Annotated in this window: 27 protein-coding genes; 12 read left to right on the top strand and 15 right to left on the bottom strand. The window is 59.2% G+C overall.

The features are described 5' to 3' along the window. Positions 1-136 precede the first annotated feature (136 nt). The 4 genes from JZX87_RS00135 to JZX87_RS00120 all read right to left on the bottom strand — a co-directional run bounded on the left by JZX87_RS00135 (position 137) and on the right by JZX87_RS00120 (position 4,229). Positions 137-928, bottom strand: coding sequence for an ABC transporter ATP-binding protein (locus tag JZX87_RS00135; RefSeq protein WP_206822899.1), 792 nt, complete (start codon positions 926-928; stop codon positions 137-139). 7 nt (positions 929-935) lie between these two features. Continuing rightward, the gene (hydA, locus tag JZX87_RS00130) at positions 936-2,390 is read right to left on the bottom strand and encodes a dihydropyrimidinase (protein WP_206822898.1); all 1,455 of its coding nucleotides are present in this window, start codon (positions 2,388-2,390) and stop codon (positions 936-938) included. A 112-nt stretch (positions 2,391-2,502) separates the two neighbouring features. Next, entirely contained in the window at positions 2,503-2,979 is a 477-nt protein-coding gene (locus JZX87_RS00125; protein ID WP_206822896.1) for a GNAT family N-acetyltransferase, read from the bottom strand. Continuing rightward, positions 2,976-4,229, bottom strand: coding sequence for a Zn-dependent hydrolase (locus JZX87_RS00120; RefSeq protein WP_210348959.1), 1,254 nt, complete (start codon positions 4,227-4,229; stop codon positions 2,976-2,978). Before JZX87_RS00120 ends, JZX87_RS00125 begins: the two co-directional genes overlap by 4 nt. Before the next feature lie 237 nt (positions 4,230-4,466). Here JZX87_RS00120 and JZX87_RS00115 point away from each other — a divergent pair, with 237 nt between their 5' ends. Continuing rightward, positions 4,467-5,108 carry a TetR family transcriptional regulator C-terminal domain-containing protein gene (locus JZX87_RS00115; protein WP_206822894.1) on the top strand — a complete coding sequence of 214 codons (642 nt, stop codon included), beginning with the start codon at positions 4,467-4,469 and terminating at the stop codon, positions 5,106-5,108. A gap of 415 nt (positions 5,109-5,523) precedes the next feature. Here the strand turns inward: JZX87_RS00115 and JZX87_RS00110 are convergent, their stop codons facing one another. Beyond that, positions 5,524-6,558, bottom strand: a complete 1,035-nt coding sequence (locus JZX87_RS00110) for a glutamine synthetase beta-grasp domain-containing protein (protein ID WP_148145780.1) — start codon at positions 6,556-6,558, stop codon at positions 5,524-5,526. 416 nt (positions 6,559-6,974) lie between these two features. Here JZX87_RS00110 and JZX87_RS00105 point away from each other — a divergent pair, with 416 nt between their 5' ends. Then, positions 6,975-7,166 (top strand): DUF2735 domain-containing protein, encoded by a 192-nt coding sequence (locus tag JZX87_RS00105; protein WP_183685231.1) that lies wholly within the window; start codon positions 6,975-6,977, stop codon positions 7,164-7,166. Positions 7,167-7,212: 46 nt separating this feature from the next. On the opposite strand, the gene JZX87_RS00100 is transcribed toward JZX87_RS00105, so the two are convergent. Continuing rightward, positions 7,213-8,250: a YeiH family protein gene (locus JZX87_RS00100; RefSeq protein ID WP_206822892.1), complete on the bottom strand. Its 1,038-nt coding sequence runs from the start codon at positions 8,248-8,250 to the stop codon at positions 7,213-7,215. 114 nt (positions 8,251-8,364) lie between these two features. Between JZX87_RS00100 and JZX87_RS00095 the strand changes: the two genes are divergently transcribed. Beyond that, complete coding sequence (locus tag JZX87_RS00095) at positions 8,365-9,285, top strand: LysR family transcriptional regulator (RefSeq protein WP_206822889.1); 921 nt, start codon at positions 8,365-8,367, stop codon at positions 9,283-9,285. A gap of 68 nt (positions 9,286-9,353) precedes the next feature. On the opposite strand, the gene JZX87_RS00090 is transcribed toward JZX87_RS00095, so the two are convergent. From JZX87_RS00090 to JZX87_RS00080, 3 genes are all read right to left on the bottom strand, one after another. After that, entirely contained in the window at positions 9,354-9,974 is a 621-nt protein-coding gene (locus tag JZX87_RS00090) for an acetate uptake transporter (RefSeq protein ID WP_206822887.1), read from the bottom strand. A gap of 253 nt (positions 9,975-10,227) precedes the next feature. Beyond that, on the bottom strand, positions 10,228-12,135 hold the full coding sequence (locus tag JZX87_RS00085; RefSeq protein WP_206822885.1) for a methyl-accepting chemotaxis protein: 1,908 nt from the start codon (positions 12,133-12,135) through the stop codon (positions 10,228-10,230). Positions 12,136-12,525: 390 nt separating this feature from the next. Continuing rightward, positions 12,526-12,930, bottom strand: a complete 405-nt coding sequence (locus JZX87_RS00080; RefSeq protein ID WP_206822883.1) for a rhodanese-like domain-containing protein — start codon at positions 12,928-12,930, stop codon at positions 12,526-12,528. Positions 12,931-13,012: 82 nt separating this feature from the next. Here JZX87_RS00080 and ftrA point away from each other — a divergent pair, with 82 nt between their 5' ends. Next, positions 13,013-14,014, top strand: coding sequence for a transcriptional regulator FtrA (gene ftrA / locus JZX87_RS00075; protein WP_502711289.1), 1,002 nt, complete (start codon positions 13,013-13,015; stop codon positions 14,012-14,014). Positions 14,015-14,056: 42 nt separating this feature from the next. Here the strand turns inward: ftrA and preA are convergent, their stop codons facing one another. Together preA and JZX87_RS00065 are read right to left on the bottom strand one after the other, a co-directional pair. Further along, entirely contained in the window at positions 14,057-15,370 is a 1,314-nt protein-coding gene (preA, locus tag JZX87_RS00070; protein ID WP_183821223.1) for an NAD-dependent dihydropyrimidine dehydrogenase subunit PreA, read from the bottom strand. A 15-nt stretch (positions 15,371-15,385) separates the two neighbouring features. After that, the gene (locus JZX87_RS00065; protein WP_206822877.1) at positions 15,386-16,747 is read right to left on the bottom strand and encodes an NAD(P)-dependent oxidoreductase; all 1,362 of its coding nucleotides are present in this window, start codon (positions 16,745-16,747) and stop codon (positions 15,386-15,388) included. A 223-nt stretch (positions 16,748-16,970) separates the two neighbouring features. Here JZX87_RS00065 and JZX87_RS00060 point away from each other — a divergent pair, with 223 nt between their 5' ends. The 5 genes from JZX87_RS00060 to JZX87_RS00040 all read left to right on the top strand — a co-directional run bounded on the left by JZX87_RS00060 (position 16,971) and on the right by JZX87_RS00040 (position 20,010). After that, positions 16,971-17,966, top strand: coding sequence for an MDR family oxidoreductase (locus JZX87_RS00060; RefSeq protein ID WP_206822875.1), 996 nt, complete (start codon positions 16,971-16,973; stop codon positions 17,964-17,966). A 360-nt stretch (positions 17,967-18,326) separates the two neighbouring features. Beyond that, positions 18,327-18,752, top strand: a complete 426-nt coding sequence (locus JZX87_RS00055; RefSeq protein ID WP_148145769.1) for a hypothetical protein — start codon at positions 18,327-18,329, stop codon at positions 18,750-18,752. A gap of 159 nt (positions 18,753-18,911) precedes the next feature. Next, a complete protein-coding gene (locus tag JZX87_RS00050) occupies positions 18,912-19,235 on the top strand; it encodes a FliM/FliN family flagellar motor switch protein (protein WP_148145768.1) in 324 nt (107 codons plus the stop codon). Between the two features lie 162 nt (positions 19,236-19,397). Then, positions 19,398-19,808 (top strand): DUF2325 domain-containing protein, encoded by a 411-nt coding sequence (locus JZX87_RS00045; RefSeq protein ID WP_148145767.1) that lies wholly within the window; start codon positions 19,398-19,400, stop codon positions 19,806-19,808. Continuing rightward, positions 19,789-20,010, top strand: a complete 222-nt coding sequence (locus JZX87_RS00040; protein WP_183821228.1) for a hypothetical protein — start codon at positions 19,789-19,791, stop codon at positions 20,008-20,010. Before JZX87_RS00045 ends, JZX87_RS00040 begins: the two co-directional genes overlap by 20 nt. Positions 20,011-20,032: 22 nt before the next feature. Here the strand turns inward: JZX87_RS00040 and JZX87_RS00035 are convergent, their stop codons facing one another. From JZX87_RS00035 to JZX87_RS00020, 4 genes are all read right to left on the bottom strand, one after another. Beyond that, the gene (locus tag JZX87_RS00035) at positions 20,033-20,383 is read right to left on the bottom strand and encodes a DUF423 domain-containing protein (RefSeq protein WP_183821229.1); all 351 of its coding nucleotides are present in this window, start codon (positions 20,381-20,383) and stop codon (positions 20,033-20,035) included. A gap of 22 nt (positions 20,384-20,405) precedes the next feature. Beyond that, a complete protein-coding gene (locus JZX87_RS00030; protein WP_206823844.1) occupies positions 20,406-20,795 on the bottom strand; it encodes a group II truncated hemoglobin in 390 nt (129 codons plus the stop codon). A gap of 122 nt (positions 20,796-20,917) precedes the next feature. Then, the gene (locus tag JZX87_RS00025) at positions 20,918-21,097 is read right to left on the bottom strand and encodes a hypothetical protein (RefSeq protein ID WP_206822874.1); all 180 of its coding nucleotides are present in this window, start codon (positions 21,095-21,097) and stop codon (positions 20,918-20,920) included. Positions 21,098-21,184: 87 nt separating this feature from the next. Next, positions 21,185-21,487 (bottom strand): hypothetical protein, encoded by a 303-nt coding sequence (locus JZX87_RS00020; protein ID WP_206822873.1) that lies wholly within the window; start codon positions 21,485-21,487, stop codon positions 21,185-21,187. Positions 21,488-21,911: 424 nt separating this feature from the next. Between JZX87_RS00020 and JZX87_RS00015 the strand changes: the two genes are divergently transcribed. The 3 genes from JZX87_RS00015 (at position 21,912) to JZX87_RS00005 (ending at position 25,430) form a co-directional block, all read left to right on the top strand. Beyond that, a complete protein-coding gene (locus tag JZX87_RS00015; RefSeq protein ID WP_148145762.1) occupies positions 21,912-22,634 on the top strand; it encodes a response regulator in 723 nt (240 codons plus the stop codon). A 3-nt stretch (positions 22,635-22,637) separates the two neighbouring features. Next, on the top strand, positions 22,638-24,005 hold the full coding sequence (locus JZX87_RS00010) for an ATP-binding protein (RefSeq protein WP_148145761.1): 1,368 nt from the start codon (positions 22,638-22,640) through the stop codon (positions 24,003-24,005). A gap of 360 nt (positions 24,006-24,365) precedes the next feature. After that, positions 24,366-25,430 carry a porin gene (locus JZX87_RS00005; RefSeq protein ID WP_206822872.1) on the top strand — a complete coding sequence of 355 codons (1,065 nt, stop codon included), beginning with the start codon at positions 24,366-24,368 and terminating at the stop codon, positions 25,428-25,430. Positions 25,431-25,687 lie beyond the last annotated feature (257 nt).

Here is a 25,687-nt window from a genome sequence, read left to right as displayed (position 1 = left end):
CGGCCATCTCCCCCACAAGGGGGGAGAAGACCCGCGGCGGCCGCCAGTCTCCATTGAGTTTCGAAGGCGCGGCTGGGTTAAGTCCCTCCCCCTTGTGGAGAGGGGTTGGGGAGGGGACTTTTTCTCAAGCGCAGACCTATTCCTCATAACTATGCCCCGCTCTCAAACCTTCCCGGACCCGATGGGCAATCGCGAGAAACTCCGGTGTCTCGCGGATTTCCAGCGGGCGGTCTTTTGGCAAAGTCGAGGTGATGACATCCGTTACCCGGCCTGGGCGGGGGGACATGACGACGATCTTGGTCGACAGGTAGACGGCTTCGGGGATGGAGTGGGTGACGAAACAGATGGTCTTTTCCGTGCGTGCCCAGAGTTTCAGAAGCTGTTCGTTCAAATGGTCGCGAACGATTTCGTCCAATGCACCGAAAGGTTCGTCCATCAGCAGGAGGTCAGCGTCGAAGGCCAGCGCACGGGCGATCGAGGCGCGTTGCTGCATGCCGCCGGAAAGCTGCCACGGGTATTTTTTGCCGAAGCCGGCGAGATTGACGAGATCGAGTGTGCGTTCGATGCGTTCCTTCCGCTCTGCCGTCGAGTAGTTCATGATCTCCAGCGGCAGCGCGATATTCTTTTCGATCGTGCGCCAGGGATAAAGCGCCGGTGCCTGGAAGACGTAACCATAAGAGCGCGATTTGCGGGCGTTTTCCGGCGTCATGCCGTTGACGGTGATTTCGCCCGAGGTTGCGCTTTCGAGGTCGGCGATGACGCGCAGAAACGTCGTCTTGCCGCAGCCGGACGGGCCGATGAAGGAGACGAAATCGCCTCGCTTCACCTCCAGATCGACATCGGAGAGCGCATGGACCGGCCCGTCATTCGTCTCGAAGGTCAGGCCCAGTTTTTTCGCGGAGACGACGGAGAAAATGTTCTCTGCCATGTCACGATCACACGCCGCTTGCCGGAATTCCCGTTCGTTCGACCTTGCGCGGTGCGGTCAGTTCCTTCCAAGTGGAGAGAGCCTTGCTGACCGCCGGATAGGGCTCGCGGGCGACGAACTGGCCGTGGCCTTCGCGGCTTTTCATCGTGCCGTCCTCGACGACGACAACACCACGCGAGAGGGTGTAGCGCGGCAGGCCGGTGACCTGCTTGCCCTCGAAGACGTTGTAATCGATCGCCGATTGCTGGGTCTTGGACGAGATCGTCTTCGACTTTTTCGGATCGAGTACGACGAGATCGGCATCGGCGCCGACGAGGATCGCGCCCTTTCTCGGATAGAGATTGAGGATTTTTGCGATGTTGGTCGAGGTGACGGCGACGAATTCGTTCATGGTGATGCGGCCGGTGGCGACGCCATGGGTCCAGAGCATCGGCAGGCGGTCTTCCAGGCCGCCGGTGCCGTTCGGGATCTTTCGGAAATCACTGAGGCCATAGCGTTTCTGGTCGGTGGTGAAGGCGCAGTGGTCGGTTGCGACACATTGCAGCGAACCCGACGCGAGGCCGGCCCAGAGACTGTCCTGATGCTGCTTGTTGCGGAAGGGGGGCGACATGACGCGGCGGGCGGAATGATCCCAGTCCTTGTCGAAATATTCGCTTTCATCCAGCGTCAGGTGCTGGATCAGAGGTTCGCCATAGACCCGCATGCCGTTCTGGCGCGCCCGGCGGATCGCTTCATGCGCCTGTTCGCAGGATGTGTGGACGACATAGAGCGGCACGCCCGCCATGTCGGCGATGATGATGGCGCGGTTTGTGGCTTCGCCCTCGACGGAAGCTGGGCGTGAATAGGCGTGGGCTTCCGGGCCGTTATTGCCTTCGTCCATCAGTTTCTGCTGCATGGCGGCGACGATGTCGCCGTTTTCGGCATGGACGAGGGGCAGCGCGCCAAGCTCGGCGCAGCGCGAGAACGAGGCGAACATCTCGTCATCGTTGACCATCAGCGAGCCCTTGTAGGCCATGAAGTGCTTGAAGGTGTTGATGCCTTTTTCCTGAACGACGGTCTGCATCTCGTTGAAGACCTGCTCGCTCCACCAGGTGACTGCCATATGGAAGGAATAGTCGCAGTGCGCGCGGGTCGCCTTGTTGTCCCAGCGCTTTAGGGCATCCAGCATGGACTGGCCGGGATCGGGAAGACAGAAATCGACCACCATGGTGGTGCCGCCGGCAAGGGCTGCGCGGGTGCCGCTGTCGAAATCATCGGCGGAATAGGTGCCCATGAAGGGCATTTCGAGGTGGACATGCGGGTCGATGCCGCCCGGCATGACATAACACCCGTTGGCGTCGAGCGTTTCGTCGCCAGCAAGGTCCGGGCCGATCTCGACGATCTTTCCGCCGTCTATCTTCAAATCCGCCTTGTAGGTCAGGTCGGCGGTAACGATGGTTCCGTTCTTGATTACTGTGGCCATGGTTGTTCCCCTTATCGTGTGCCGCAGTCAATCGCCCGAGATCTAGGACCTCAGGGACTGAACATCTCGGGTGGTGATCGTTTTATTTTCGGTTTCGATGCGAAGAAGGCGCTCATTGCGCAGCCTCCCGCTGTTTGAGATCCTTCGTCATGAACAGGCTGTGCGGATTTTCCTCGTAATCCGCAAACGGGCCACAAGATTGGTAGCCGAGCGCTTCGTACAGCCGAACGGCTTCGACATTCAGCGGGCCGGTTTCGAGATAGAGACGGATGACATTGCGCGAAGCTGCCTGCATCTCGAGTTCGGCCATGATCTTCCGGCCGATGCCGTGGCCGCGTGCATCATCATGGACGAAGATGCGTTTCAGTTCGGCACTGCCATCCGCAAACCATTTGATGCCGCCACAGCCGACCGCTTTGCCGTCCAGTCTTCCGACCAGGAAGGAAATGTCGGGCTGGCACAATGCGTCGAGATCCACGGCGAAATTGCCTTCGGGCGGATAAAGCGATGCCATGTAGTCGTCGGAAAGCCCGATCAGGGCGGCGACGTCAGGCTGTTTCGGCTGCTCAATGGCAATGGTGACGGTCACTCGACGATCTCCGCCGTCTCGACAACCGCGTGGAAGAGCACGTCGCAGCCGGCGGCGGCCCAGTCCTTCGAGATGTCTTCGGCCTCGTTATGCGACAGTCCGTCGACGCAGGGGCAGAAGATCATCGTGGTCGGGGCAAGCTTTGCAGCCCAGCAGGCGTCGTGGCCGGCGCCGGAAATGATGTCCATGTGGCTGTAGCCGAGCTTTTCGGCGGCATCGCGGACACGACCGACCAGCGTCGGGTCGAAGGTGACCGGATCGAAGTGACCGACTGCCTCGACAGAGCAACCGACGCCTAAGGCTTCGCAGACTTCCGTTGCCGCCGCCTCGATTTTGGCGCGCATGCGGTCGAGTTTTTCCTGGCTCGGCGTGCGCAGGTCGACGGTGAAGACGACCTTGCCGGGCAGCACGTTGCGGGAGTTCGGGGTGAAAAAGGCCTGACCGACGCCGGCGACAGCGCCCGGCTGTTCGGCCATGGCGATTTCCTGCACCTTCTCCATGATACGGCCGAAGGCGAGGCCGGCATTGACGCGCATCGGCATCGGTGTGGAGCCGGTATGGGCTTCCTTGCCGGTGAGGGTAAATTCCAGCCACCAGAGACCCTGACAGTGGGTGACCACGCCGATCTGCTTGTCTTCTGCTTCGAGGATCGGGCCCTGTTCGATATGATACTCGAAATAGGCGTGCATCGTTCTGGCGCCGACTTCCTCATCGCCCAGCCAGCCGATGCGCTTCAGTTCATCACCATAGGTCTTGCCTTCGGGATCCTTGCGACCATAGGCATAATCGATCGTATGGACGCCGGCGAAAACGCCTGAGGCGAGCATGGCAGGGGCAAAACGCGCGCCTTCCTCGTTTGCCCAGTTGGTGACGACGATCGGATGTTTCGTCTTTATGCCGAGGTCGTTCATCGAGCGGACGACTTCAAGGCCAGCCAAAACGCCGAGCACGCCGTCGAACTTTCCGCCGGTCGGCTGGGTGTCGAGATGGGAGCCGATATAGACGGGCAGGGCGTCGGGATCCGAGCCGGGGCGAGTTGCGAACATGGTGCCCATCTTGTCGACGCCGACCGTCATGCCGGCCGCTTCACACCAGCGCTTGAAAAGGTGGCGGCCTTCGCCATCGGCATCCGTCAGGGTCTGGCGATTGTTGCCGCCGGCAATGCCGGGACCGATCTTTGCCATATCCATCAACATGTCCCAGAGACGGTCGCCGTTGACGCGCAGGTTCTCGCCCGGTGCTGCCACCATTTTGAAATTCCTTATCTGTTTATGCTCTGCTGACCGGCAGCAAATCTGTTCGTTCCCATGGGCCTCGTCCGGCCTTGAATCCGGAAGATCGGCATTGCGTTTGAGCCGCTTGTCGCCGATAATTTAACCGCTTGGTAAAAGCTTACAATTTCCCCAGCCGCACTCAAGCTGAAAATCGTCACGCTTCGAATGTTTTCGAGGATTGGGCGGCGGGTAACCACAAGGGCATAAGACGGCATGGCTATTCCGAGGGCCGCGAAGACGCAGCGGCGCACGCGCATCCAGGAGGAGAAGGAAGAGCGCATCCTGGAGGCTGCTCTGGACGTATTCTCGGTGAACGGTTTCCGCGGCTCTACGATCGATCAGATTGCCGAGGCGGCTGGCATGTCGAAGCCTAATCTTCTTTATTATTTCCGCACCAAGGAAGCCATCCACCGGCAATTGATCGACCGGGTCCTAACCACATGGCTGGAGCCGCTTAGGGTCTTTGACGCGGCAGGTGATCCGGAAAGCGAAATCCGCTCCTATATTCGTCGCAAGCTGGAGATGGCGCGTGATTTCCCGAGGGAAAGCAGGCTTTTCGCCAATGAAATCCTGCAGGGCGCGCCGCGTATCGAGGACGAGCTGAAGGGGCCGCTGAAAGAGCTGGTGGATGAAAAGGCCGAGGTTATCCGGACCTGGGCGCGTGCCGGCAAGATCGCCAGATGCGATCCCTATCACCTGATCTTCTCGATCTGGTCGACCACGCAGCATTATGCCGATTTCGATGTGCAGGTGAGGGCGGTGCTCGGGCAGGCGCATTCCGGCGACGGTCGATTCGAGGATGCTGCGCGGTTTCTGGAGCAGCTGTTCATGAATGGGCTACGGGTGCGGGCGTAATATTGGCAGGGTTGCTGTCTGCGTGCTTTGCCAAATTCGCCAGCTTTTCCAGTTGTCCGGATGAGAAGTACCAGCCTCCGCTCAGCTTTGGTCCCTCAATCTGGATCTCGTAATAGCCTTTACGTCGCCCAATTGTTTTCCCAGAGATGTGTCTGATCGTTACAACGTGATCAGGTATGGCCCCATCCAGATAAGGCCCAATGTCTGCGGCAATGCCCGGGTGCAGGCGTCGCCCAGCCAGCAATGTGCCGAGCAGCACAAAAACATGATGGACTGGGCTTGCTCGCCAAGTTGCTGAATATTCTTCCATAGGTTCCACTGAGACGGGCAATAGCTGCTGCTGTCAACAGCCTGAGCAAAAACGAAAACGCCGGCTTGAAGCCGGCGTTTCCGTTTATCCTTGGGAGGACTTTTATCAGGCAGCAGCCGACTTTGCGGTCGGGACTTCCGAGATCGTCTTCAGAACCTGGGAAGCGATCTGGTAAGGGCAGCCCTGGGAGTTCGGACGACGGTCTTCGAGGTAACCCTTGTAGCCGTTGTTGACGAAGGAATGCGGAACGCGGATCGAAGCGCCACGGTCAGCAACGCCGTAGGAGAACTTGTTCCACGGAGCGGTTTCGTGCTTGCCGGTCAGACGCAGATGGTTGTCCGGGCCGTAAACGTCGATGTGGTCCTGAAGGTTCGTTTCGAACTGAGCCATGAGGGCTTCGAAATATTCCTTGCCGCCAACTTCGCGCATGTACTTGGTCGAGAAGTTGCAGTGCATGCCCGAGCCGTTCCAGTCGGTGTCGCCGAGCGGCTTGCAGTGGAATTCGACGTCGATGCCGTACTGTTCGCAAAGGCGGAGCAGGAGGTAACGAGCCATCCAGATCTGGTCGGCGGCGCGCTTGGAGCCCTTGCCGAAAATCTGGAATTCCCACTGGCCCTTGGCCACTTCGGCGTTGATGCCTTCGTGGTTGATGCCGGCTTCGAGGCACAGGTCGAGGTGCTCTTCAACGATTTCGCGGGCAACCGAACCGACATTCTTGTAGCCGACGCCGGTGTAGTACGGGCCCTGCGGAGCCGGGTAACCCTGTTCCGGGAAGCCGAGCGGGCGTCCGTCCTGGTAGAAGAAGTATTCCTGCTCGAAACCGAACCATGCATCTTCGTCGTCGAGGATGGTTGCGCGGCTGTTGGACGAATGCGGGGTAACGCCGTCCGGCATCATGACTTCGCACATGACCAGAGCACCGTTGGTGCGGGCCGGATCGGGGTAGATTGCGACAGGCTTCAGAACGCAGTCAGACGAACGGCCTTCAGCCTGCATCGTCGAGGAACCGTCAAAGCCCCAAAGCGGAAGCTGCTCGAGCGTCGGGAAAGAATCGAATTCCTTGATCTGCGTCTTGCCGCGCAGGTTCGGGACGGGAGTGTAGCCGTCCAGCCAGATGTACTCGAGCTTATACTTGGTCATGTTTTGTCTCTCAGGCCGTAGTGTTCATCGTTGAGCCAATCCGAGGACGCCTTTCATCAAGGCCAGCATCCCGGGCTTAAACAAATGAATGCATGCTGCGTGCCAGTTTGCGCCCGCGTGAGCCGGCGGCGATGAAAAAAATGTCACTGCCGCTCAAATGGGCCGTTTTCGACAAGCCGTCTTGTTTGGATTTGCTTAATAAACAAGCCGAATTCGAAGATAGACTCCCTCCTCCGGAACTCAGGAGGGTGCGTAACGTTGATTCGAGTTAATGGCGTGCGGCGTTGTGCAAAGTTATTTGATTACAATCTCCGCTGGCGGAAACTATAGGAATGATGTAAAATGCAGCAATTGGATTAAATAATAGGCAGAATATGTGCCTGTCCAATGTGATGCAGTCTTTCAGGAGGCGATTGATGGCAGGCATCCATCGTGAAACAGCAAAAATTTATGAGTTTCCCCTGATGCAGCGGAGACGTCTCGATAACGGGCTGACAGCGCCGGCTTCTTCCAAGGAGGTGATTTTCTCCGTGGTGGATACTTGCTGGTATCACGGCGAGGCCATTCGTGAGGATGAGCACGCGCACGACACGCCCAAACCCTGCTGACCCGGATTTCCAAAGTGTTCGAAGCCACCCGCTCGCGGGTGGCTGATCAGAAGCCGAAGAGCTTCAGTGCGGCATAGCCGAAGGCTGCGATGAAAATCCAGCCGAATGCGCCCAGCGCCAGCGGTCGCCATCCCTCAGCACGCAGTTTGCCGATATTTGCCTGCAGTCCCATTGCAGCAAGCGCCATGGACAGCAGGAAGTTGGTCAGCATCACGATGTGGCGGCTCATGTCGGCCGGGATAGAAACAGCACTATTCACCAGCATCATCGCAATAAAGCCCAGGACGAACCACGGCACGGGTGTCGAGACGCGCTGGCCTTCGCCCGTGTCTGCGCCTGCGTCCGAACGCATCGCCAGCGCCAGCGTCATGATCAGCGGCGCGAGCAGGACGACGCGTGCCAGCTTGGAAATCGTGCCGAACTGGCCGGCCACATCACCCGCCTGAAACGATGCCGCGACGACCTGCGCAACTTCGTGAATGGTTGCGCCCGACCAGAGGCCATAGGCGCGTTCGTCCAGACCTAGCGGTACGGCCAGCAGCGGGTAGGCGATCATCGAAATCGAACCGAAGAGGGTGACGCAGGCCACGGCATAAGCGACATGTTCCTGCCTGCCGCGCACGACGGTATTGGCGGCGATGACGGCCGATGCGCCGCAGACCGAGGTTCCGGCCGCAATCAAATCCGTCAATTGACGGTCGACGCCCATCAGCCTGCCGGCCAGGCGCATTGCGAGGAAAGTCGCCACCAGCGTCAGCGTCACCATGATGAGGGCCGAGCCGCCGAGCGACAGGATCTGGGTTACCGTGACCTGCAGGCCAAGCAGAATGATGCCTGCTCTCAAGATGCGCTTCAGCGAGAACTGGATGCCGGTTTCGACGATCTGCGGCAGGGCGATGGTATTGCGGATAAGCATGCCGAAGATGATGGAGAGAATGAGCGGGCTCAGTGCCATCCAGCCGGTTGCTGACCTGATCGCCAGTGCCGCCGCCGCGATCGCGGCCGTCAGCGCAAGGCCAGGCAGAAGCAGCTTCAGTCCGGATAGAGATGAGTAAGGACGTTCTGCCCAATCGGAAAACGACATCGATAAAATTCCAAAAAATCACAGTATTCTCGAATGTCATTCTCCATTTCGCAAAAGAACAAATCCAATTCATAAGTTTTGTGGTATTGTTCGATAAAATCGAATGGTTTGCCGATGACGCTGGAACAGTTGAAGATATTTCTGGAGGTTGCGCGGCTTGAGCATGTGACGCGCGCAGCAGAAACGCTCCATCTCACGCAGTCGGCTGTCAGTGCCGCGATCTCGGCGCTGGAAGCCCGCCATGGCGTTATTCTGTTCGACCGGGTCGGACGGCGTATCGGACTAACGGAAGCGGGCCGTCTTTTCGTCGATGAGGCGCGGGCGGTGATGGAACGGGCGCGGGCGGCCGAGCTGGCACTCGCTGATCTTGGTGGCTCGGCTTCCGGCGTTCTGCGCGTCCATGCGAGCCAGACGGTGGCGAGCTATTGGCTTCCCTCCCGGCTGGTTGCCTATCACGAGCGTTTTCCGCGCGTCGACCTGCGGCTGATCGTCGGCAATACGCAGAGTGCCGTTGAGGCGGTAGTGAGAGGTGAGGCGGATCTTGCCGTGGTCGAGGGGGAGGTCGTGGTTCCTGACCTGCAGCGCTCGACCGTGGCGGAGGATCGACTTGTGCTCGTCGTCGGCCGTCGCCATGCCTGGGCGGATGGGCGAAAACTTGTGGCGAGTGATCTTCTGGAAACCAACTGGATCATGCGCGAAGCCGGGTCGGGAACGAGGGCCGCCTTCGAGAGCCAGCTTTCTAGCCTCGGTCTCGATCCGCAGGCGCTTTCCGTCGTGCTTGAAATGCCGTCAAACGAGGCGGCGATGGCGGCGGTGGAGGCGGGGCTTTCTGCGACCGTGCTTTCCAGTCGTGCAACGCAGTTTCACTCGATGGCCGGGCGGCTGCATGTGGTGGATTTTCCCATGCCGCTACGGCGATTTTCCGCCGCCTATCATTCCGAGCGGCATGCGACGCGCGCTTTGCGCTCGATGCTGGATCTTCTCGATGAGGATTTTGGAGACGAGGGGCTGGCAGGCGTCGCCGGCGCCGGATGATACAAAAATGGCCCCGTCCTTGAAAAAAGACGAGGCCGTGCAATGTCGGTAGTCTCGGTGGATCTTGTTTAGATCATCGGCTTGCCGACCGGCAGCACGTCACGGCCGAAGGCGTCCTTGTAAATCTGGTGTGCCATGACATAGAGCGCCAGCGCGCCGCAGACCATCAGTTCGTAACCGGCGATGACGTTGAAGACATGCGGTCCGAAATGGCCGATGACGAGCAGAACGAAGCCGATGAACAGGGTGATGAAGACCAGGCCGAGGCCAGTGCTGGCGCGCATCGCGCCGGGGGTCATGATGGCGGTATAGATTGCCCAGATGACGAGGAACAAGCCGAGATCGGTTTCGCTGACTGCGAAGAGGCCCATCGCATTGCCGATCTGGATCAGGCAAAGGGCGATCCAGAAGCAGCCATAGGCGGTGAAAGCGCTATAGCCGAAATTGTTGCCGATCTTGCCTTCGTGCAGGCCAGCGATCAGCTGGGCCAGGCCGCCGAAGATCAGGCCCATCCAGATGACCGGTCCGAGCGATGCCCAGCCGACATTGTGGAACTGAAGGACAATGGTGGTCATGCCGAAGCCGGCGAGGCCGACGACGGCGGGATTTCCGTGGCCGCCATGCGAGGCCGCCGCGTGTTCGGTTGGTGTTGCTGTGCTGGTGGAGGACGGAGGGACGTTCGCGTTCATCTGAGATCCATGGTTGGGGTGGCTGTGTTCAACATGCTGCCACCCTCCTCATGTGTGCAGCGCGCATTAGGGTGCGCTGACTAACGCGGCGTTTGCCGAGTGAGAGTGATCTCGATCAAGTGCGGCGGTTGGTCTCATCCGATAGTTGTCTTTTGCAATTTCTGTTGGCGGCTGGTGCTATGGAGGATGTGGTTTGCCACAACGAAAAAAGCCCGGCATTGCCGGGCTTTCTCATGTCTGATGCGTGATGCCGTCAGGCTGCGTAGCGCATGCCGCGAGCGGGGGCGGCTTCCGCGCCGCCGAGCTTGAAGCTCGACAGGATCTGCTGCAGCTGGCGGCTTTCTTCTGCGAGCGTTTCGCTGGCTGCAGTGGTCTCTTCGACCATGGCTGCGTTCTTCTGGGTCATCTGGTCCATGTGGTTGACCGAGGAATTGATCTCGGCGAGCGCCGTTGCCTGTTCGCGGGCGGCAGTTGCGATCGATTCCACATGCTCGTTGACCTTGTTGACGAGGCCTTCGATCTCAAGCAGCGCGTCGCCGGTCGAACGGACGAGCGACACGCCGCCTTCGACTTCGGCAGCAGACGCGCTGATCAGGGTCTTGATTTCCTTGGCGGCGTTTGCGGAGCGCTGTGCCAGTTCACGGACTTCCTGTGCGACGACGGCAAAGCCACGACCGGCTTCACCCGCACGGGCAGCCTCGACGCCGGCATTGAGCGCGAGCAGGTTGGTCTGGAAGGCGATTTCGTCGATCACGCCGATGATCTGGCTGATCTTGCTGGATGAATCCTCGATGCGGCCCATGGCGGTGACGGCCGAGCGGACGATGTCGCCGGACTTCGTGGCGCTCTGCTTGGTGGCATGCACCATGTCGCGGGCCTCAGTGGCGCGCGAAGAGGCGGCGCGGACGGTCGCGGTGATCTCGTCGAGAGCGGCTGCGGTTTCTTCAAGCGCGGCTGCCTGCTGTTCCGTGCGCTTCGACAGATCGTTAGCGGCCGACGACAGTTCGGCGGAGTTGTTGTTGATCGTGCCGGCTGCGCCGCGGACATTGTTCATCGTGCCGCGCAGGCGCACCATCGTATTATTGACGTTGGTCTGCAGTTCGGCGAACGCGCCCTGGAACTGGCCGTTCATGCTTTGCGTCAGGTCGGCATCGGCGAGTGCGGCGATAACGCGGCGGACTTCGGTGGTGGCGGCGTCGACGCTTCCGACCAACTCATTGACGCCCGAGGCGAAGCGGTTGAGGTCTTCGTTCTGGTAATCCTTGGAGATGCGGCCGGAGAAGTCGCCGGCGACGGCGGAGGCAACGACGGTGGAAATGCTCGACTGCAGGTCGCTGCTGTTGCGATGCAGGGCGGCTTCCTGGGCCTTGAGTTCGTTCATGGCGAGCGCGTTGGTGCGGAAGACTTCGACCGCGCGGGCCATCTCGCCGATCTCGTCCTTACGGGCGGCATCGATCCTGAGGTTGTCGAGTTCGCCGTTGGCGAGGCGGGTCATGGCCTGGGTCAGCGAACGGATCGGGCTGACGATGCCGCGGGTCGCAACCATCAGGCTGATTGCAGCGCCGATGACGATGAAGATGACGGCGGAGATTGCCGAAATCAGGATGGCGGTCGTCGAGGAGGCGACGGCGGCTTCTCGCGCTTCGGCCAGCGACTTGCCGGAATAGGTGCTATAGACCTTGACCGTGTCCGTGACGGCCTTCTGGCCATCAAGCGCGGCCTTCAGGCCGCCGGCGATCGCAGCCGTATCTGCCGGGTTCTTTTCGGCGATATCAACCATGCCGCGGATCGAAGTGAAATAGCTGTCAAGAGCGCCGCGGATCGCCTTCAGCTGATCCTTTTCGGCAGCATCGGCGGTGGCTTCGATCTTCGGCAGGCGGGCGAGCATTTCGCCGGCGCGCTTTTCGGCATCCGCGCGAAAATCCTTCGCCTTGTCCGGCGCTGCCGCCAGCTGGTAGGTCATGCGGCTGATGGCAATGATATCGACGCGCAGGTCCATCGCCTCGCGGGCGACTTCCTCGCGGGCGCCGACGGAAATCATTGCTTTCTGAAGGCCGAACAGGCCAGACGCCGCAACGCCCGCAATAATCAGGGAAGAAAGGCCCATCACGACGGTGACTAGACCGAGTTTCTTCGAAATAGCCATATCTCGAAATGCCATAATGCACACCATTTAGTTTGCCCAACACATCAGCTCGCTGCCGTCTTACGAGACGTGTCAGGATGCCGCGCTAAAATATTGTCAGGGTTGAACTAATTGTGAGTTAAAATGCTCTCGATGCTGCATTAATTGCTTGCAGGCTCATTATGCTGCTGTAGTTATTTTTTGAGCAAAACATCGAAGATTGGGCAATTGCTCGTAAAAGATGTGGCTAAAATTCATTGTTTGCCCGACACTTCATCTCCGGCGAGTACAACGGAGTGGATGACTTGCTGCAGTGCAGCATAGGGTTGATTTTTTTATTCGGTCCGCTGGGATTCTGTTCGATATTCCTGCTTTTTGTCAGGAAACGGCTGCCGGCACTGCAACTCCGCAGCCGTTCCTTCCTCGTCATGCCGCTGTAGCGGCGTCATAGACGAAGCCTTCATCCGCCCAACCGGTCATGCCGCCGATCATCACCTTGACCGACAGGCCGAGGCGGGAGAGGCGCAGCGCGGCCTTGTCCGCGCCGTTGCAATGAGGCCCGGCGCAATAGACGACAAACAACGTATCCGCCGGCCAATGCGACATCTTATGTGCGGTCATCTTGCCGTGGGGCAGATTGAGCGCGCCCGGAACATGCGCCTGTACGAAGAGTGCGGGAGCGCGCACATCGAGCAGGACGAAATCGACCGTGCCCGAGGCGAAAGAGGCATGCACATCCCAGCAATCCGCTTCAAAGGCGAGCTTGCGGGAAAAGTGTTCGGCGGCATCCTGCGGGGCGGTGGCGGGGAAATCCGAGACGGGGCTTGGCATGACGCGATCCTTTTCCTTGTGTCGCTGAGGCTGTGTTGCGGGGGATCATGCCTGATGATAGAGATGGCTGAAATTGGCCATTGTGACTTGCGGCGTAAAAAACATGCCAAAGCAACTTACTCACCGGACAAGCGGTCCGCATGTCGTCACCCTTGTCTATGACGGGCTCTGCACCTTCGAATTCGGCATCGCCCATGAGGTCTTCGGTCTGGCGCGACCGGAAATGGGGGAGGGCTGGTATCAGTTCTCCGTCGCGGGCGTGGAGCCGGGGCCGTTGCGCGCCGCCGGTGGCTTGACTGTTTCCGTCGATGCCGGGCTGGAGGTTGTGGCCGCGGCCGACCTTATCATCGTTCCGGGCTGGCGCGGGATCGGCGAGCCGGTGCCGGCGCCGCTGATCGAGGCGCTGCAGGCAGCGCATCGGCGGGGAGCGCGGGTCATGTCGCTCTGTTCGGGCGTTGCGGTTCTGGCCGCTGCCGGCCTTTTATCCGGACGGCGCGCGACGACGCATTGGCGGTATGTGGAGGCAATCGCTAAGGCTTATCCCGATGCCGCCTTCGATGCTGATGTTCTCTATATGGATGAGGGCAATACGCTGACAGCTGCAGGAAGCGCTGCCGGCATCGATCTTTGCCTGCATGTGGTGCGCGGCGATTTCGGTGTCGAGGCGGCCAACAGCGTTGCCCGCCGGCTTGTCGTACCGCCGCATCGCGAAGGAGGGCAGGCGCAGTTCATCGCTGCACCGGTGCCGCAACAGAGAGAAGGTCTCAGGCTTGGGCCGCTGATCGAATGGATGCGCGAGCGGCTTTGCGAGGAGCAGCCGATCCGGATGCTGGCGGAGCGGGCGGGGATGAGCATGCGCACCTTCCAGCGCCGGTTCGAGGCTGCGACCGGCGACAGCGTGGGGGAGTGGTTGGTGAAAGAGCGCGTGAGGCTGGCGCGCGACCTGCTCGAAAAACGGGTTTCATCCTCGCTGGACGATATCGCAATCGCCTGCGGTTTCGGCACACAGGCCACCTTGCGCCATCATTTCCGCAAGCGGCTGGGCACAAGCCCGGCAGCTTACAGGAAGACATTCGGGCAATAGAAGGTCGGTCGAACTGAGGGCGACCGACCTTCTTCTCTAATCCTATTCCGCCGCCTGTCGCGCCATCGGGTTGTTGGGATGGCTTGTCCAGTTGGCATAGTTGGGATCGACTGGCCGGCCGGTGCGTTTGTCGAGGGTGCCGGCGGGGAGCGCTTCCATGGTGATGCAGTTCTCCACCGGACAGACGTTGACGCAGAGGTTGCAGCCGACGCAATCCTCTTCCTTCACCTCGAAATGCCTGACGCCGTCGACCATCGCGGTGATCGCCTGGTGGGACGTGTCCTCGCACGCGATGTGACAGCGGCCGCATTTGATGCAGGCGTCCTGATCGATATGTGCCTTGGCGATGTAGTTGAGGTTGAGATACTGCCAGTCGGTGACGTTCTGCACCGCGCGGCCGGTGATGTCGTCCAGGGTTTGATGGCCCTTCGTGTCCATCCAGTTGGACAGGCCTGTGATCATCTCCTCGACGATCTTGAAGCCGTAAGTCATGGCCGCGGTGCAGACCTGCACATTGCCGGCGCCGAGCGCCAGGAATTCGGCCGCATCACGCCATGTCGTCACGCCGCCGATGCCGGAGATCGGCAGGCCGTAGGTTTCCGGATCGCGGGCGATCTCGGCGACCATGTTGAGCGCGATCGGCTTGACCGCCGGGCCGCAATAACCGCCGTGGCTGCCCTTGCCGTTGATCGACGGGTTGGGCGAAAAGCTGTCGAGATCGACCGAGACGATCGAGGAGATCGTGTTGATCAGCGACACGGCATCGGTACCGCCGCGCTTTGCTGCACGGGCAGGGTGCCGGATGTCGGTGATGTTCGGTGTCAGCTTGGTAATGACCGGCATGCGGGTATACTGCTTGCACCAGCGCACCACCATCTCGATATATTCCGGCACCTGACCGACGGCGGAGCCCATGCCACGCTCCGACATGCCGTGAGGACAGCCGAAGTTCAGCTCGATGCCGTCGACTTCCGTCTCTTCCACCAGCGGCAGGATAGCCTTCCAGGCGTTTTCCTCGCAAGGAACCATGATCGAGGCGACGATCGCCCTATCCGGCCAGTTCTTCTTCACCTGCTTCATCTCGATGAGATTGGTGTAGAGGTCGCGGTCGGTGATCAGTTCAATATTGTTGAGGCCCAAAAGCCTGCGGTCTGCGCCCCAAATCGCGCCATAGCGCGGGCCGTTGACGTTGACGACCGGCGGTCCCTGTTCGCCCAGCGTCTTCCACACGACGCCGCCCCAGCCGGCCTTGAAGGCGCGCTCGACATTGTAGGCCTTGTCGGTCGGCGGGGCCGACGCGAGCCAGAAGGGATTGGGGGATTTGATGCCGATGAAATTGTTGCGGATATCAGCCATGGTTGAAAACTCCCCTCAGGCCACTGCACTGGCCGGCTGAGCGCCGGCTGCGAGCATGCTGTTGATGCTTTCGGCAGCATCGCGCCCTTGAGCGACCGCCGAAACGGTGAGGTCTTCGCCGGTGCCGATACAGTCGCCACCGGCCCAGACGTTTTCGATCGACGTGCGGCCTTGGCTGTCGACAACGATCTTGCCTTTGTCGAACTGCAGGGCGCCGAGGCCGGTGGCGACAAAGCTCTGGCCGATGGCCTTGAAAATCTGGTCGGCGGCGATAATGCCGGTCTCGCCGGTGGTGGCGAGCTTGCCGTCGGTCATCGCGGTATAGTCGACTTCGATGCCGGCCACTTTTCCGTCCTTGCCGATGATCGATTTCGGGGCCAGCCAGTGGCGGATGATGACGCCTTTTGAGGCTGCAAGATCCTGCTCCCAGGTCGAGGCGTTCATGTTTTCCTTGCCGCGGCGGTAACAGATCGTCACTTCCTCTGCGCCGAGCAGCTTTGCCTGGATCGCGGCGTCGATCGCGGTCATGCCGCCACCGATGACGACGACACGGCGGCCGATCGGGACAGTTGCCTTGTCCTCGGTCTGACGCAGTGCCGCGATGAAATCGACGGCGTCATCGACGCCAAAGAGGTTTTCGCCCTCGACGCCCAATCCGTTGACGCCGGAGAGACCCATGCCGAGGAAGACGGCATCATATCCTGCGGTCAGGTCCGAGAGCGAGTAGTCGCGGCCGAGCACCTTGTCGTGTTCAATGGCGATACCGCCGATGGCGGTGACATAATCCACCTCGCGCTGGGCAAAATCGTCCACCGCCTTGTAGGTGGCGATGCCATATTCGTTGAGGCCGCCGGATTTTTCGCGGGCTTCAAGAATGGTGACATCGTGGCCGTTGACCGCCAGCCGGTGTGCCGCGGCAAGGCCCGCGGGGCCCGCGCCGACAACGGCAATCCTCTTTCCGCTCGATGCCTTGCGCTCGAAGAACTGCCGTCCGGCCTCCATGGCGATGTCGGTTGCGTAGCGCTGCAGCCTGCCGATCTCGACCGGTCGGTCCTCGGCTGTGTTGCGGACGCAGACGTCCTCGCAGAGCGTTTCTGTGGGACAGACGCGGGCGCACATGCCGCCCAGTATGTTCTGGGCGAAGATGGTCTGTGCCGATCCGAGCGGGTTGCCAGTCGATATCTGCCGGATGAAAAGCGGGATATCGATGGCGGTGGGACAGGCCGTCATGCATGGTGCGTCATAACAGAAGTAACAGCGGTCTGACGCCACAAGCGCCTCATGCTTGTCGAGGCGCGGGTGAAGGTCGGAAAAATTCGATGCGTATTCGTTGGTCGAGAGCCTGCCGGCCTCGATCCCGCTTCCCAGTCGCTCCATCCGAGTTCCCTCATTATATGGTTATGGACAACTATTGGGCAGATCGTAACACGGCTCAAAATTTTATCAAACGGTAAAATTTCTGCCGGCAAGCTTGACGATGATGCACCATGCGGCGGATCGCGGGGGTATTCGGTTCCGGCTATCGTGACCTGCATCAATAGCCGGAACCGGCGGCGGCCCTAAATACGGATCCGTAGATCAAAGCAATTGGAGTGACGAAATGGTTGAAACGTTCAGGGCGATGGTCATCGACACTGTCGACGGCAAGCCGGCAGCGGGTTTTCGGGAAGTTTCCCTCACAGACTTGCCCGACAACGATGTCCTCGTCGAGATCGCCTACTCGACGCTGAACTATAAGGACGGGCTGGCAATCACTGGCAAAGGTCGTATCGCCCGCCGCACGCCGCTGATCGCCGGTATCGATATTTCCGGCACGGTCGTCGAGTCACGGTCGGCAGAATGGAAGCCGGGCGACAAGGTGATCCTGAACGGATGGGGCCTTTCGGAAACCGAACCGGGCGCATATGGGCGCTATCAGCGGGTGAAGGCCGAATGGCTGATCCCGCTGCCGGAGGCATTTTCCCTGCAGCAGGCGATGGCGATCGGCACGGCGGGTTACACGTCGGCGCTTTGCGTCGATGCGCTTGAAAAATGGGGCGCGATCAAGCCGGGCGAGGGCGAAGTGCTGGTGACCGGCGCTGCCGGCGGCGTCGGTTCGGTGGCGATCGCGCTGCTTTCCGCCCGCGGCTACAATGTCACCGCTTCGACAGGCCGGCCCGAGACCCATCCCTATCTTGAATCGCTCGGTGCGACGAATTTCATCGATCGCGCTGAACTGCAGCAGAAGGGCGGACCTCTGCAGAAGGAGCGCTGGACGGGTGGCGTCGACAGCGTCGGTTCGACAACGCTTGTCAACGCGCTGGCGCAGACGGCGCGGGGCGGGGCGATCGCCGCCTGTGGTCTGGCGGGCGGTGCGGATCTTCCGGGGACCGTTCTGCCGCATATCCTGCGCAGCGTTGCCCTGATCGGTGTGGACTCGGTCATGGCGCCGAAGGAGCAGCGTCTTTCTGCATGGAGCAGGCTGGCGCGCGATCTGGACAAGTCGAAACTCGACGCCATCACAACTGTCGAGCCAATGTCGAAGCTGCCGGAACTTGCGCAGGCCATCATCGACGGCCAGATCAGAGGCCGTGTCGTCATCGACGTCACCGCCTGAGCGGCTCTGCGTTTCTATTTTCTGCGGCCTTCACTCGACTGTGAGGGTCATGATCCAAGGGCAATCGGCCGCCTGCCATGCGGGCGGCCTTCCCGCGGAGCGCAAGCTGTAAAGCTTGCGGTTGCCCGCGTCGGGACAGGTGTCCTTCCTCCCGTTTTCCGTCAAGCCAGCGGCTTGCCGACAGTTTCCAGCCCTCCGATAAGCATTTTCACTATTCACGACGGCCTCCCATCGCGGGCGGACTTAATCCTTCTGTGAATATGCCAAGTCTCTGAAATACCCCTCAAATCTGATAATTGAACGTGTTTTCCCAGTCCGGTACGGTGTTAAGATTGTTTTAACCATTTCCGGGTCGCCATCATGTTGGAGAACAGCAAGCCTCGCCATTATCTTGCTCAGTTCTATGGGGCGAACGACAATCCGCACGTCCGATATCGTAGGACTAATATTATCGCTCGTGCCGTTTATCCGAATGGCGGAGTGAAGTCCTTTTCCAGCCTGCAGGTCCGGATTGTCGGGATATGCGAGACCGGCGCCCTCATTCAGGCCGGGGCGGTGGAGTTTCTGCCTGACCACTTCTATCTCTGTCTTGGTGAGAACGAGGTCATCTTTACCTGTGCCAAGCGGAACGTAATGAAGGATAAGATGGTCCTTGTGTTTTCGCAGGCGGAAGACACGTTTTTTATCAATTCCCTGGCCAAGGGCGGATTGCCGCTGACGACACTGAAGCGCATGCGCGCTTCCACCGTTGTACGGACACGTACGATGCGCAGCGGGCATTCGTAATCGGTTTCGTGATCACCTGTCGTGTTTGCGTCTTTATGATCCGTCAACTGTGGAAGTTAACGACTCGTTAAGGACGGCGGTCTGTCCGGGGCGAATGCGGGGGGCGCAGCGTTTATTTTCGAGTGAGTCGCGCCCCACACATTTCAGAAGGTGACCATTATGATCAACGACCTTGCCGGCAAGCCGTCTCCAGTATTTCCAGAATTTCCGGTGTCGGAGGAAAGCTCAATGCAGCCGGCTCCCTCTCGCGCCCGTCTTGGTGAAATTCCCGTCGAAGTTCAGGTTGTTATCGGTAGGGCGAAAGTTTCCGTCGCTCAATTGGCAGCAGCCAAGCAGGGATCATGGTTCAGGCTCGACAAACGCTTTGGTGAGCCTGTCGAGATCCAGGTGAACGGAAAGACGATCGGCCATGGCGAAATCGTATCCGACGACCGCGACAATTTTGTCGGCATCCGCATGACGTCGGTCGAAAACCGCCTCTAAGAGACGTTGGAGAGGTGATCTTCGGTTGCTTCCAATTGCTGTCTCGACTGCTCGATAAATATGAGTGTGATCCTCACGTTTAATCTTTACTCTGATAGTCAACTTATCTAAGGTGCCGCTCACCGAAGGTTCCCGAGACGAGAATCGATCAGGCGAGGCGTGATGGCGAAGAAGCAGAAACGGAAGAATGGCGGCGCAAGCGAGGCGGCATCTGCGGCCCAGCAGGCGAAACCGGATCGTGATGCGATCGATGTCCGCAGCTTCCTTTATGTCGGTGGCCGTGACTGTCAGGTCGCTCATCTGCGTGAAATCGCGACTCGTCACGGGGCCGAACTGATCCATCATGACGGTGGCCTGCGTGAGGCCGTCTCCCGTATCGATACCGTGCTTCCCTCCGTCGACTGCGTGTTCTGCCCCATCGACTGTATCAGCCACGATGCGTGTCTGAGGGTGAAGACCGGCTGCAAGAAGTTCGGCGTCACCTTCGTCCCGCTGCGCAACGGCTCGAAATCGAGTCTTGAACGTGCGCTCCAGACGATGAAGGAAAAAAACGATGAGAGACGAGCGTCCTGATCCCAGCCTGTTTATCGGCCTGCACAAGCTGGCGGAGCAAAATGGCGAGGGACTGGTGCCGGAGCTTTACGAAATTCTGGCAAGCCGCAGCCGTGACGACCGGAGTGATGACAATGTCATCCGTTTTCCCGCCCATGCCACTGTAAGCCCCACGACCGTACCGTCATGGGAGGCGGGCAAGGTGCTGTTGTTCCGCCGGTAAAATCGGCGGACGACATGAGGGGTCAGGTGCGGCGGCCAAGGAAGGCGCCCGCCGCTACCAATAGCCAGCCCAGCATCATCAACGAGCCGCCTGCCGGTGCCGCGAACGGAAAAAGCCTGTCTCCGAGATAATGCCGCGACACGAGATCGCCGGCAAACAGGATTGTCCCCAAACCAAGGGTGAGGGCGGAAAGCGTTGCCGTCCTGAATGTTGCGTGACCAAGATAAAGCGCCAGCAGAACCGGTGCGTGGGCAAGGCACATGGTGGAGGCATTGCCAAGGAAATGCGTGTCGCCGCCATGGCTTGATGCGGCTGCGAGCGCCACGCCGGACAGACCCATCAAGCCGCTGACGAAGACAATCAACGGGCGCATTTTCGCTAAATTTTCCAAGAGCCTATTCCCTGTTCTGCATGTGATGGCCAAGGCGCTCGATCGGCGGCCAGATGATGTCGCGTAGTTTTGGGTTTTCAATGGTTTCGTCCAGCGCGCGGCTGAAGCATAAAAGCCATTCGTCGCGTTCGGCCGGCCCTATTGCTGCGCCGAAGTGGCGGGAGCGCAGTCGCGGATGGCCATACTTCTCGACATAGACGGCAGGACCGCCGAGATACCCCGTCAGGTATTCATAAAGTTTTGCTTCACTGTCCTGGAGATTCTCTGGATGGATCGCACGGCAATTGCGTGCCTCGGGCAAGGTGTCCATCAAATCGTAAAAACGCTTCACCAACGCTTTTACCGCCACATCGCCGCCGATCGCTTCATAAAGAGTGATGGTCCCGCCCATCATCATGCCCATCCCGCGTTATCCTCACGCGGTGTTAACCGGCGGGAGAGGGGCGGGCAAGTGGATTAACCGTAGCGCTCACATGGGAAAGCGGACGCCCAGGAAACGACGACACCGCTTTTGGTTCATTCCGGCCCGGAATCGGTGTCCTTGCTGTCCTTTGTAGGCAGAGATCCTGTGCCCGGTGTCTTATCGTGGTCCGTCAGGCTATCCTTGGCGTGAGGTCCGGCTGCCGGGTGGCGTCCGGTCCCTGCGTAGGCACTACCACGTTCAATCGCTTCGCGCGCGTCTCTGTCTTCTGCCATTGTGGCCTCCATTTTTGTTGGGAGGAAAACGACTGCCGGGGCGGTCTGTTCCGCTAGGTGACAAACGCTGTTGCGCAGATGAGCTAACTAGCGTCCGTGGCTGATGGTGATCGGCGTGATCCGGCGGCTGTAGATGTCGAGGCTACCATCTTCGAGGACGCGGTAACGCTCTTCGACACGGCTTCCGAAGCTGTTGAAAAACTCGTGGGTGAAAGTATAGCCGACAGGCATGTTTCCAAACCGGGCGTTGGCTTTCCCGCCATATGTGAGACTGCCGGCGATAGGTGCTATGCCGGGTCCGTAATCTATTGCACGAAATTCGGGGTTGCCCGTGGAGTTGCAGGCGGTCAGCGTTGCTGCCGCAAGAGCTATGACAAGCAATTGTTTCATTGAACAGCTTCCTTCGCTGGGTGCGGCTTTTGCGATGAACAGAAACCCGTGACACGGGATTTAGTTCAAGCAGGCGGACAAAGGAAGACGGTTGCCTGTAGGGAGGGTTGAGGCTGGAAGCGCAACCGAGTGGTGTCCTGACTGGAGGTCGAGAATAAACCGGCGGTTCCGATTGCGCTTCCAAAACAAGGAGCTGTGAAAGGTGGTTCTTTTCACGGCGTCAACATCAACGGAGAATTCGACGCTACCATTGACCGGGTAAGAATTTCGAACTCTTCGACGAAATCCTTATAGCGAATGTTTGTCTCCGGATTATCCCTGACAAAAGCCAGAATGGTATCGGTTTGTCGCAGTCGAAGTATCTGCGACGTGCCGTTACAAAAATCCTGATGCGTGGCGATCTGGCATCGGATAAATCGCTACCATGGCAAGCTCTCCTAATATCCTGATTGTCGACGACCACGCCCAGACCCGTGATGCCCTGAGGCTCTACCTGGAGAAGGTAGGCATGCGGGCGGTTGCGGTCGACAGCGGCAAGGAAATGGACAGGGTCCTGACGTCCGGAGGGTTCGATCTGATCGTTCTCGACGTCATGTTGCCGGGCGAGGACGGATTGGCGATTTGCCATCGGCTCAGAGCAACAAGCAAGATTCCAATCCTGATGCTGAGTGCGCTCAATGAGGAGACGGACCGTATCATCGGCCTTGAGCTCGGAGCGGACGACTATCTCGCAAAACCGTTCAATCCGCGCGAAGTTGTGGCGCGCATCAAGGCGATCCTGCGGCGTTACGAGCCGTCGGCGCCTTCGCTCGGAGGGGAGCATGGGGGGCAGGTGCTTCGTTTCGGTAACTGGTCCCTTCAGATTGATCGCCGTTGCCTCGTCGACGAGGACGGTGTGGAAACACCGCTCACCGTTGCCGACTTTCAGTTGCTGATGGCGTTTCTCGAGCGACCAAGGGTCATCCTGTCACGGGAGAGGTTGCTTGAGCTGACTTCGGCGCGCAGTGCAGGCCCGTTCGATCGCGCCATCGACAATCAGGTCAGCCGATTGCGGCGAAAGATCGAACAGAGTAAGGATCGTCCCGAACTCATCATCACCGTGCGCGGAGGCGGCTACTGCCTCGTTGCGGATGTGACCAAGGTCTGAAACATGAAAATCGGCGTTCCCCAAAGCGTTCGAGGACAGCTTATCCTGCTGCTCCTCGGCTGTCTGCTTGCGGCGCAGATACTCAGCATTTCCTATTTCATGCATGACAAGAACAAGCAGATTCTTGGGTATCGGGCTTTCGATGCAGTCGAGCGACTGCTCAGTACCGCAAAATTGCTGAGGACACTGCCTGCAGCTGACGATGAAGCGATCATCAAAACCCCCTCAGAATGGGGCATGCAGTTTACGATTACCGATGCGGCTCCACAGGTGCGCGATGAGCTGCTGCCCTCTGATGACATCGCAATCTTTCTCAAGAACAAATTCGGTGTAACCGTCGGGGATGGTTTCATCCTTGCTGCAACAGAAATTGCGCCGAGCCATGAAATAATGGGCCACGCCAGCAAGCCCGGCCGTAATTTGGTGCTTCTGGCTTCCATCACTCTGGATGACGGCCGGTGGCTTACTGCGCGTGACGTGATGCGCCTGCCAAAGACATGGGCATGGCAACTCATGGCAACAATCCTTGTAACGATCCTGATCGTCGTGGCGGTCGTGTGGATCATCGTTGCAAAGATCACCACGCCGCTTCAGCATCTGTCCAACGCCGCCGACAATCTTGGTCGAGGCGAAAGCCCACAGCCCATCTCGGCTTCCGGTCCTTCCGAGCTTAGAAAGCTCACTCATGCCTTCAACGACATGGCGGCACGCCTCACCAGATTGCTCAACGAGCGCGCCAAGATGCTCGGGGCGATCGGCCACGATCTGAAATCTCCGATCACTGCGATGCGATTGAGGATCGAGCTTCTCGATGACGGTGATTCCAAGGATCGGCTTGGCGTGTGTCTCGATGAGATCCAGGAACTGGTTGATGGCGCGCTCTCGCTTTCCCGCGGCTATGACACCACGGAGACGGAAACCGTATTCCAGTTCGAAGATCTGATGCAGGAGTTGATTGCGGACCTGGTCGTCGCCGGAGGCGACATCACTCTCGTCAATCCACACCGGTTCTTTATCCATGGCCGCCGGGGCGCCTTGAAGCGTGCGGTCCGCAATGTCGTGGAAAATGCCCTGCGCTACGGCTACCGGGCGAGGATTTTCGTTCGTCCGGCAATGGGAGACGTATGTCTCCTTATCGATGATGACGGCCCGGGCATTCCCGAGGCGGACCGGACCCGGGTCTTCAACCCGTTTGTTCGCCTTGAAGAATCACGCTGCAGGGATACGGGCGGAAGCGGCCTCGGCCTTGCCTTGGCCAAGTCGATTATTGACGCCCATCAGGGCAAGATCCGTTACGAGGAAGCCGATTCGGGCGGCGCTCGCGCTGTTATCATGCTACCGCGATTGATGGACCAGGCAGGCGCCGCATAAGCCCTGTTTCGTGGTGTTTCTGCGTCTTTGGCAGCTTTTTCCACCAATCTCGGCATCGGGAATCAAGCCGCTATGCGTGGCCGGAATACGAGATAAGGCCTCCGCGTCTTTGTCGCAGAAACATGGCCGCTTCTCGTCGTTGATACGGTTTGATTACCATCAAATTACGTACGGTTACAAACCGATGCGGCTGGGCAACATCCTTGATCACGGCACTCCGTTCTCGCCCTGACGGCAAGTGCTGCTGCTTTCACCTCCCGGCAGCCCCTCGTATTCATTGCTCACCGAATATGCCTTCGGTTTTTCAATTTGGTGGGTGGGGGCTCCGAGCCGCGGTCCATCATCTCAATGGAGATCATAATGAACATCAAGAGCCTCCTTCTCGGCTCCGCTGCAGCTCTCGCAGCAGTATCAGGCGCGCAGGCCGCCGATGCGATCGTCGCGGCAGAGCCCGAGCCGATGGAATATGTCCGCGTTTGTGACGCCTTCGGCACCGGTTACTTCTACATCCCGGGCACCGAAACCTGCCTCAAGATCGGCGGTTATGTCCGCGTACAGCTCGATGGCCGCAGCGACGATGATCTGTCCGGCGACGACGCTGGCTACCGCACCAACACGCGCGCTCAGCTTTACCTCTCGGCAAAGTCCGACACCGAATTCGGTGCACTTGGTTCACGCATCACGCTTCGCGCCAACAACAATGCCAATGACACGAGCGATTTCGCTCTGAACGAAACCTATATCGAGCTGGGCGGTTTCCGCGTTGGTTACTTCTACAACTACTTCGATACGGGACTTCCGGGTGAAACCGTTCTCGCCGATGACCGTCCGTACAACAACGGTGGCGAAGGCGCTGACACGCTGAACAACTCCATCCGTTACACCTATGATGGCGGTGCGTTCTCGGTTTACGGTCAGGTTGACGCGTTCAACTCTCAGGCTGGCTACAAGACCGATGATGCAGGCAATGCTGACGAAATCGGCATCAACGGCGTCATCACCGGCAAGTTCGGCGGCGTAACTGCAGACTTCTTTGCTGGTTACGACTTCGACAACGAAAATGCAGCTCTTGCTTCCACGCTGACTGCAGAGCTCGGCCCGGGTTCGCTCGGCATCTTCGCTGCTTACTCCTTCGGACAGAACCGTTACTTCGACGCTTCCGAATGGACGATCGGTGCAGAATACGCCATCAAGCTCACCGACAAGTTCAGCCTGACGCCGGGTGCTCAGTACTGGGATAAGGTCAGCCTCGACAGCGACGGCGACTTCGACGGCGGTGACGCATGGCGCGTAGGCCTGACGGCTGACTATGCCATCACCCAGAACCTTGCTGCCAAGGCAACGGTCAACTACACCGATGTTGATAACGGCACCGACTCTGCCGACAAGTGGGACGGTTTCCTGCGTCTGCAGCGCTCGTTCTAATTCGACCGCATATTCTAAGCGAAAGCCCGGAGCAATCCGGGCTTTTTGCGTTTGGACACTCGCAGGGAAACAGGTCGTGCGACATCGGGCAATTTGTCGACTGCCTTGACGAGGTCAAAATCATTTCGCCCGCTGAAAACCTTGGGTAATCTCAGTGAGAGCTGCCTATCGATCGATATCCTTGATGTTGGAGTGGACGGCCCCTGAACGGCATCGAAATGTGCCAGAATGAGCTGTTAAGATCTCAATCGAAGGGG

Source organism: Agrobacterium sp. Ap1 (genome assembly GCF_017313375.1).
Classification (GTDB): Bacteria; Pseudomonadota; Alphaproteobacteria; order Rhizobiales; family Rhizobiaceae; genus Neorhizobium; species Neorhizobium cellulosilyticum.
Note: the sequence above shows the minus strand (reverse complement) of the source record. Positions and strands in the feature narration are given on the sequence as shown.

Bases quoted from the DNA above. Each gene is read 5' to 3' on its own strand.
- JZX87_RS00120 (WP_210348959.1), bottom strand. From the start codon at position 4,229: ATGGTGGCAGCACCGGGCGAGAACCTGCGCGTCAACGGCGACCGTCTC.
- JZX87_RS00045 (WP_148145767.1), top strand. From the start codon at position 19,398: ATGGCGAAGAAGCAGAAACGGAAGAATGGCGGCGCAAGCGAGGCGGCA.
- JZX87_RS00015 (WP_148145762.1), top strand. From the start codon at position 21,912: ATGGCAAGCTCTCCTAATATCCTGATTGTCGACGACCACGCCCAGACC.
- JZX87_RS00025 (WP_206822874.1), bottom strand. From the start codon at position 21,097: ATGGCAGAAGACAGAGACGCGCGCGAAGCGATTGAACGTGGTAGTGCC.
- JZX87_RS00050 (WP_148145768.1), top strand. From the start codon at position 18,912: ATGATCAACGACCTTGCCGGCAAGCCGTCTCCAGTATTTCCAGAATTT.
- JZX87_RS00055 (WP_148145769.1), top strand. From the start codon at position 18,327: ATGTTGGAGAACAGCAAGCCTCGCCATTATCTTGCTCAGTTCTATGGG.
- JZX87_RS00005 (WP_206822872.1), top strand. From the start codon at position 24,366: ATGAACATCAAGAGCCTCCTTCTCGGCTCCGCTGCAGCTCTCGCAGCA.
- hydA (WP_206822898.1), bottom strand. From the start codon at position 2,390: ATGGCCACAGTAATCAAGAACGGAACCATCGTTACCGCCGACCTGACC.
- JZX87_RS00110 (WP_148145780.1), bottom strand. From the start codon at position 6,558: ATGACCAAGTATAAGCTCGAGTACATCTGGCTGGACGGCTACACTCCC.
- JZX87_RS00040 (WP_183821228.1), top strand. From the start codon at position 19,789: ATGAGAGACGAGCGTCCTGATCCCAGCCTGTTTATCGGCCTGCACAAG.
- JZX87_RS00080 (WP_206822883.1), bottom strand. From the start codon at position 12,930: ATGCCAAGCCCCGTCTCGGATTTCCCCGCCACCGCCCCGCAGGATGCC.
- JZX87_RS00135 (WP_206822899.1), bottom strand. From the start codon at position 928: ATGGCAGAGAACATTTTCTCCGTCGTCTCCGCGAAAAAACTGGGCCTG.
- preA (WP_183821223.1), bottom strand. From the start codon at position 15,370: ATGGCTGATATCCGCAACAATTTCATCGGCATCAAATCCCCCAATCCC.
- JZX87_RS00010 (WP_148145761.1), top strand. From the start codon at position 22,638: ATGAAAATCGGCGTTCCCCAAAGCGTTCGAGGACAGCTTATCCTGCTG.
- JZX87_RS00115 (WP_206822894.1), top strand. From the start codon at position 4,467: ATGGCTATTCCGAGGGCCGCGAAGACGCAGCGGCGCACGCGCATCCAG.
- JZX87_RS00095 (WP_206822889.1), top strand. From the start codon at position 8,365: ATGACGCTGGAACAGTTGAAGATATTTCTGGAGGTTGCGCGGCTTGAG.
- JZX87_RS00035 (WP_183821229.1), bottom strand. From the start codon at position 20,383: ATGCGCCCGTTGATTGTCTTCGTCAGCGGCTTGATGGGTCTGTCCGGC.
- JZX87_RS00065 (WP_206822877.1), bottom strand. From the start codon at position 16,747: ATGGAGCGACTGGGAAGCGGGATCGAGGCCGGCAGGCTCTCGACCAAC.
- JZX87_RS00020 (WP_206822873.1), bottom strand. From the start codon at position 21,487: ATGAAACAATTGCTTGTCATAGCTCTTGCGGCAGCAACGCTGACCGCC.
- JZX87_RS00060 (WP_206822875.1), top strand. From the start codon at position 16,971: ATGGTTGAAACGTTCAGGGCGATGGTCATCGACACTGTCGACGGCAAG.
- JZX87_RS00085 (WP_206822885.1), bottom strand. From the start codon at position 12,135: ATGGCATTTCGAGATATGGCTATTTCGAAGAAACTCGGTCTAGTCACC.
- JZX87_RS00030 (WP_206823844.1), bottom strand. From the start codon at position 20,795: ATGATGGGCGGGACCATCACTCTTTATGAAGCGATCGGCGGCGATGTG.
- JZX87_RS00100 (WP_206822892.1), bottom strand. From the start codon at position 8,250: ATGTCGTTTTCCGATTGGGCAGAACGTCCTTACTCATCTCTATCCGGA.
- JZX87_RS00090 (WP_206822887.1), bottom strand. From the start codon at position 9,974: ATGAACGCGAACGTCCCTCCGTCCTCCACCAGCACAGCAACACCAACC.
- JZX87_RS00105 (WP_183685231.1), top strand. From the start codon at position 6,975: ATGGCAGGCATCCATCGTGAAACAGCAAAAATTTATGAGTTTCCCCTG.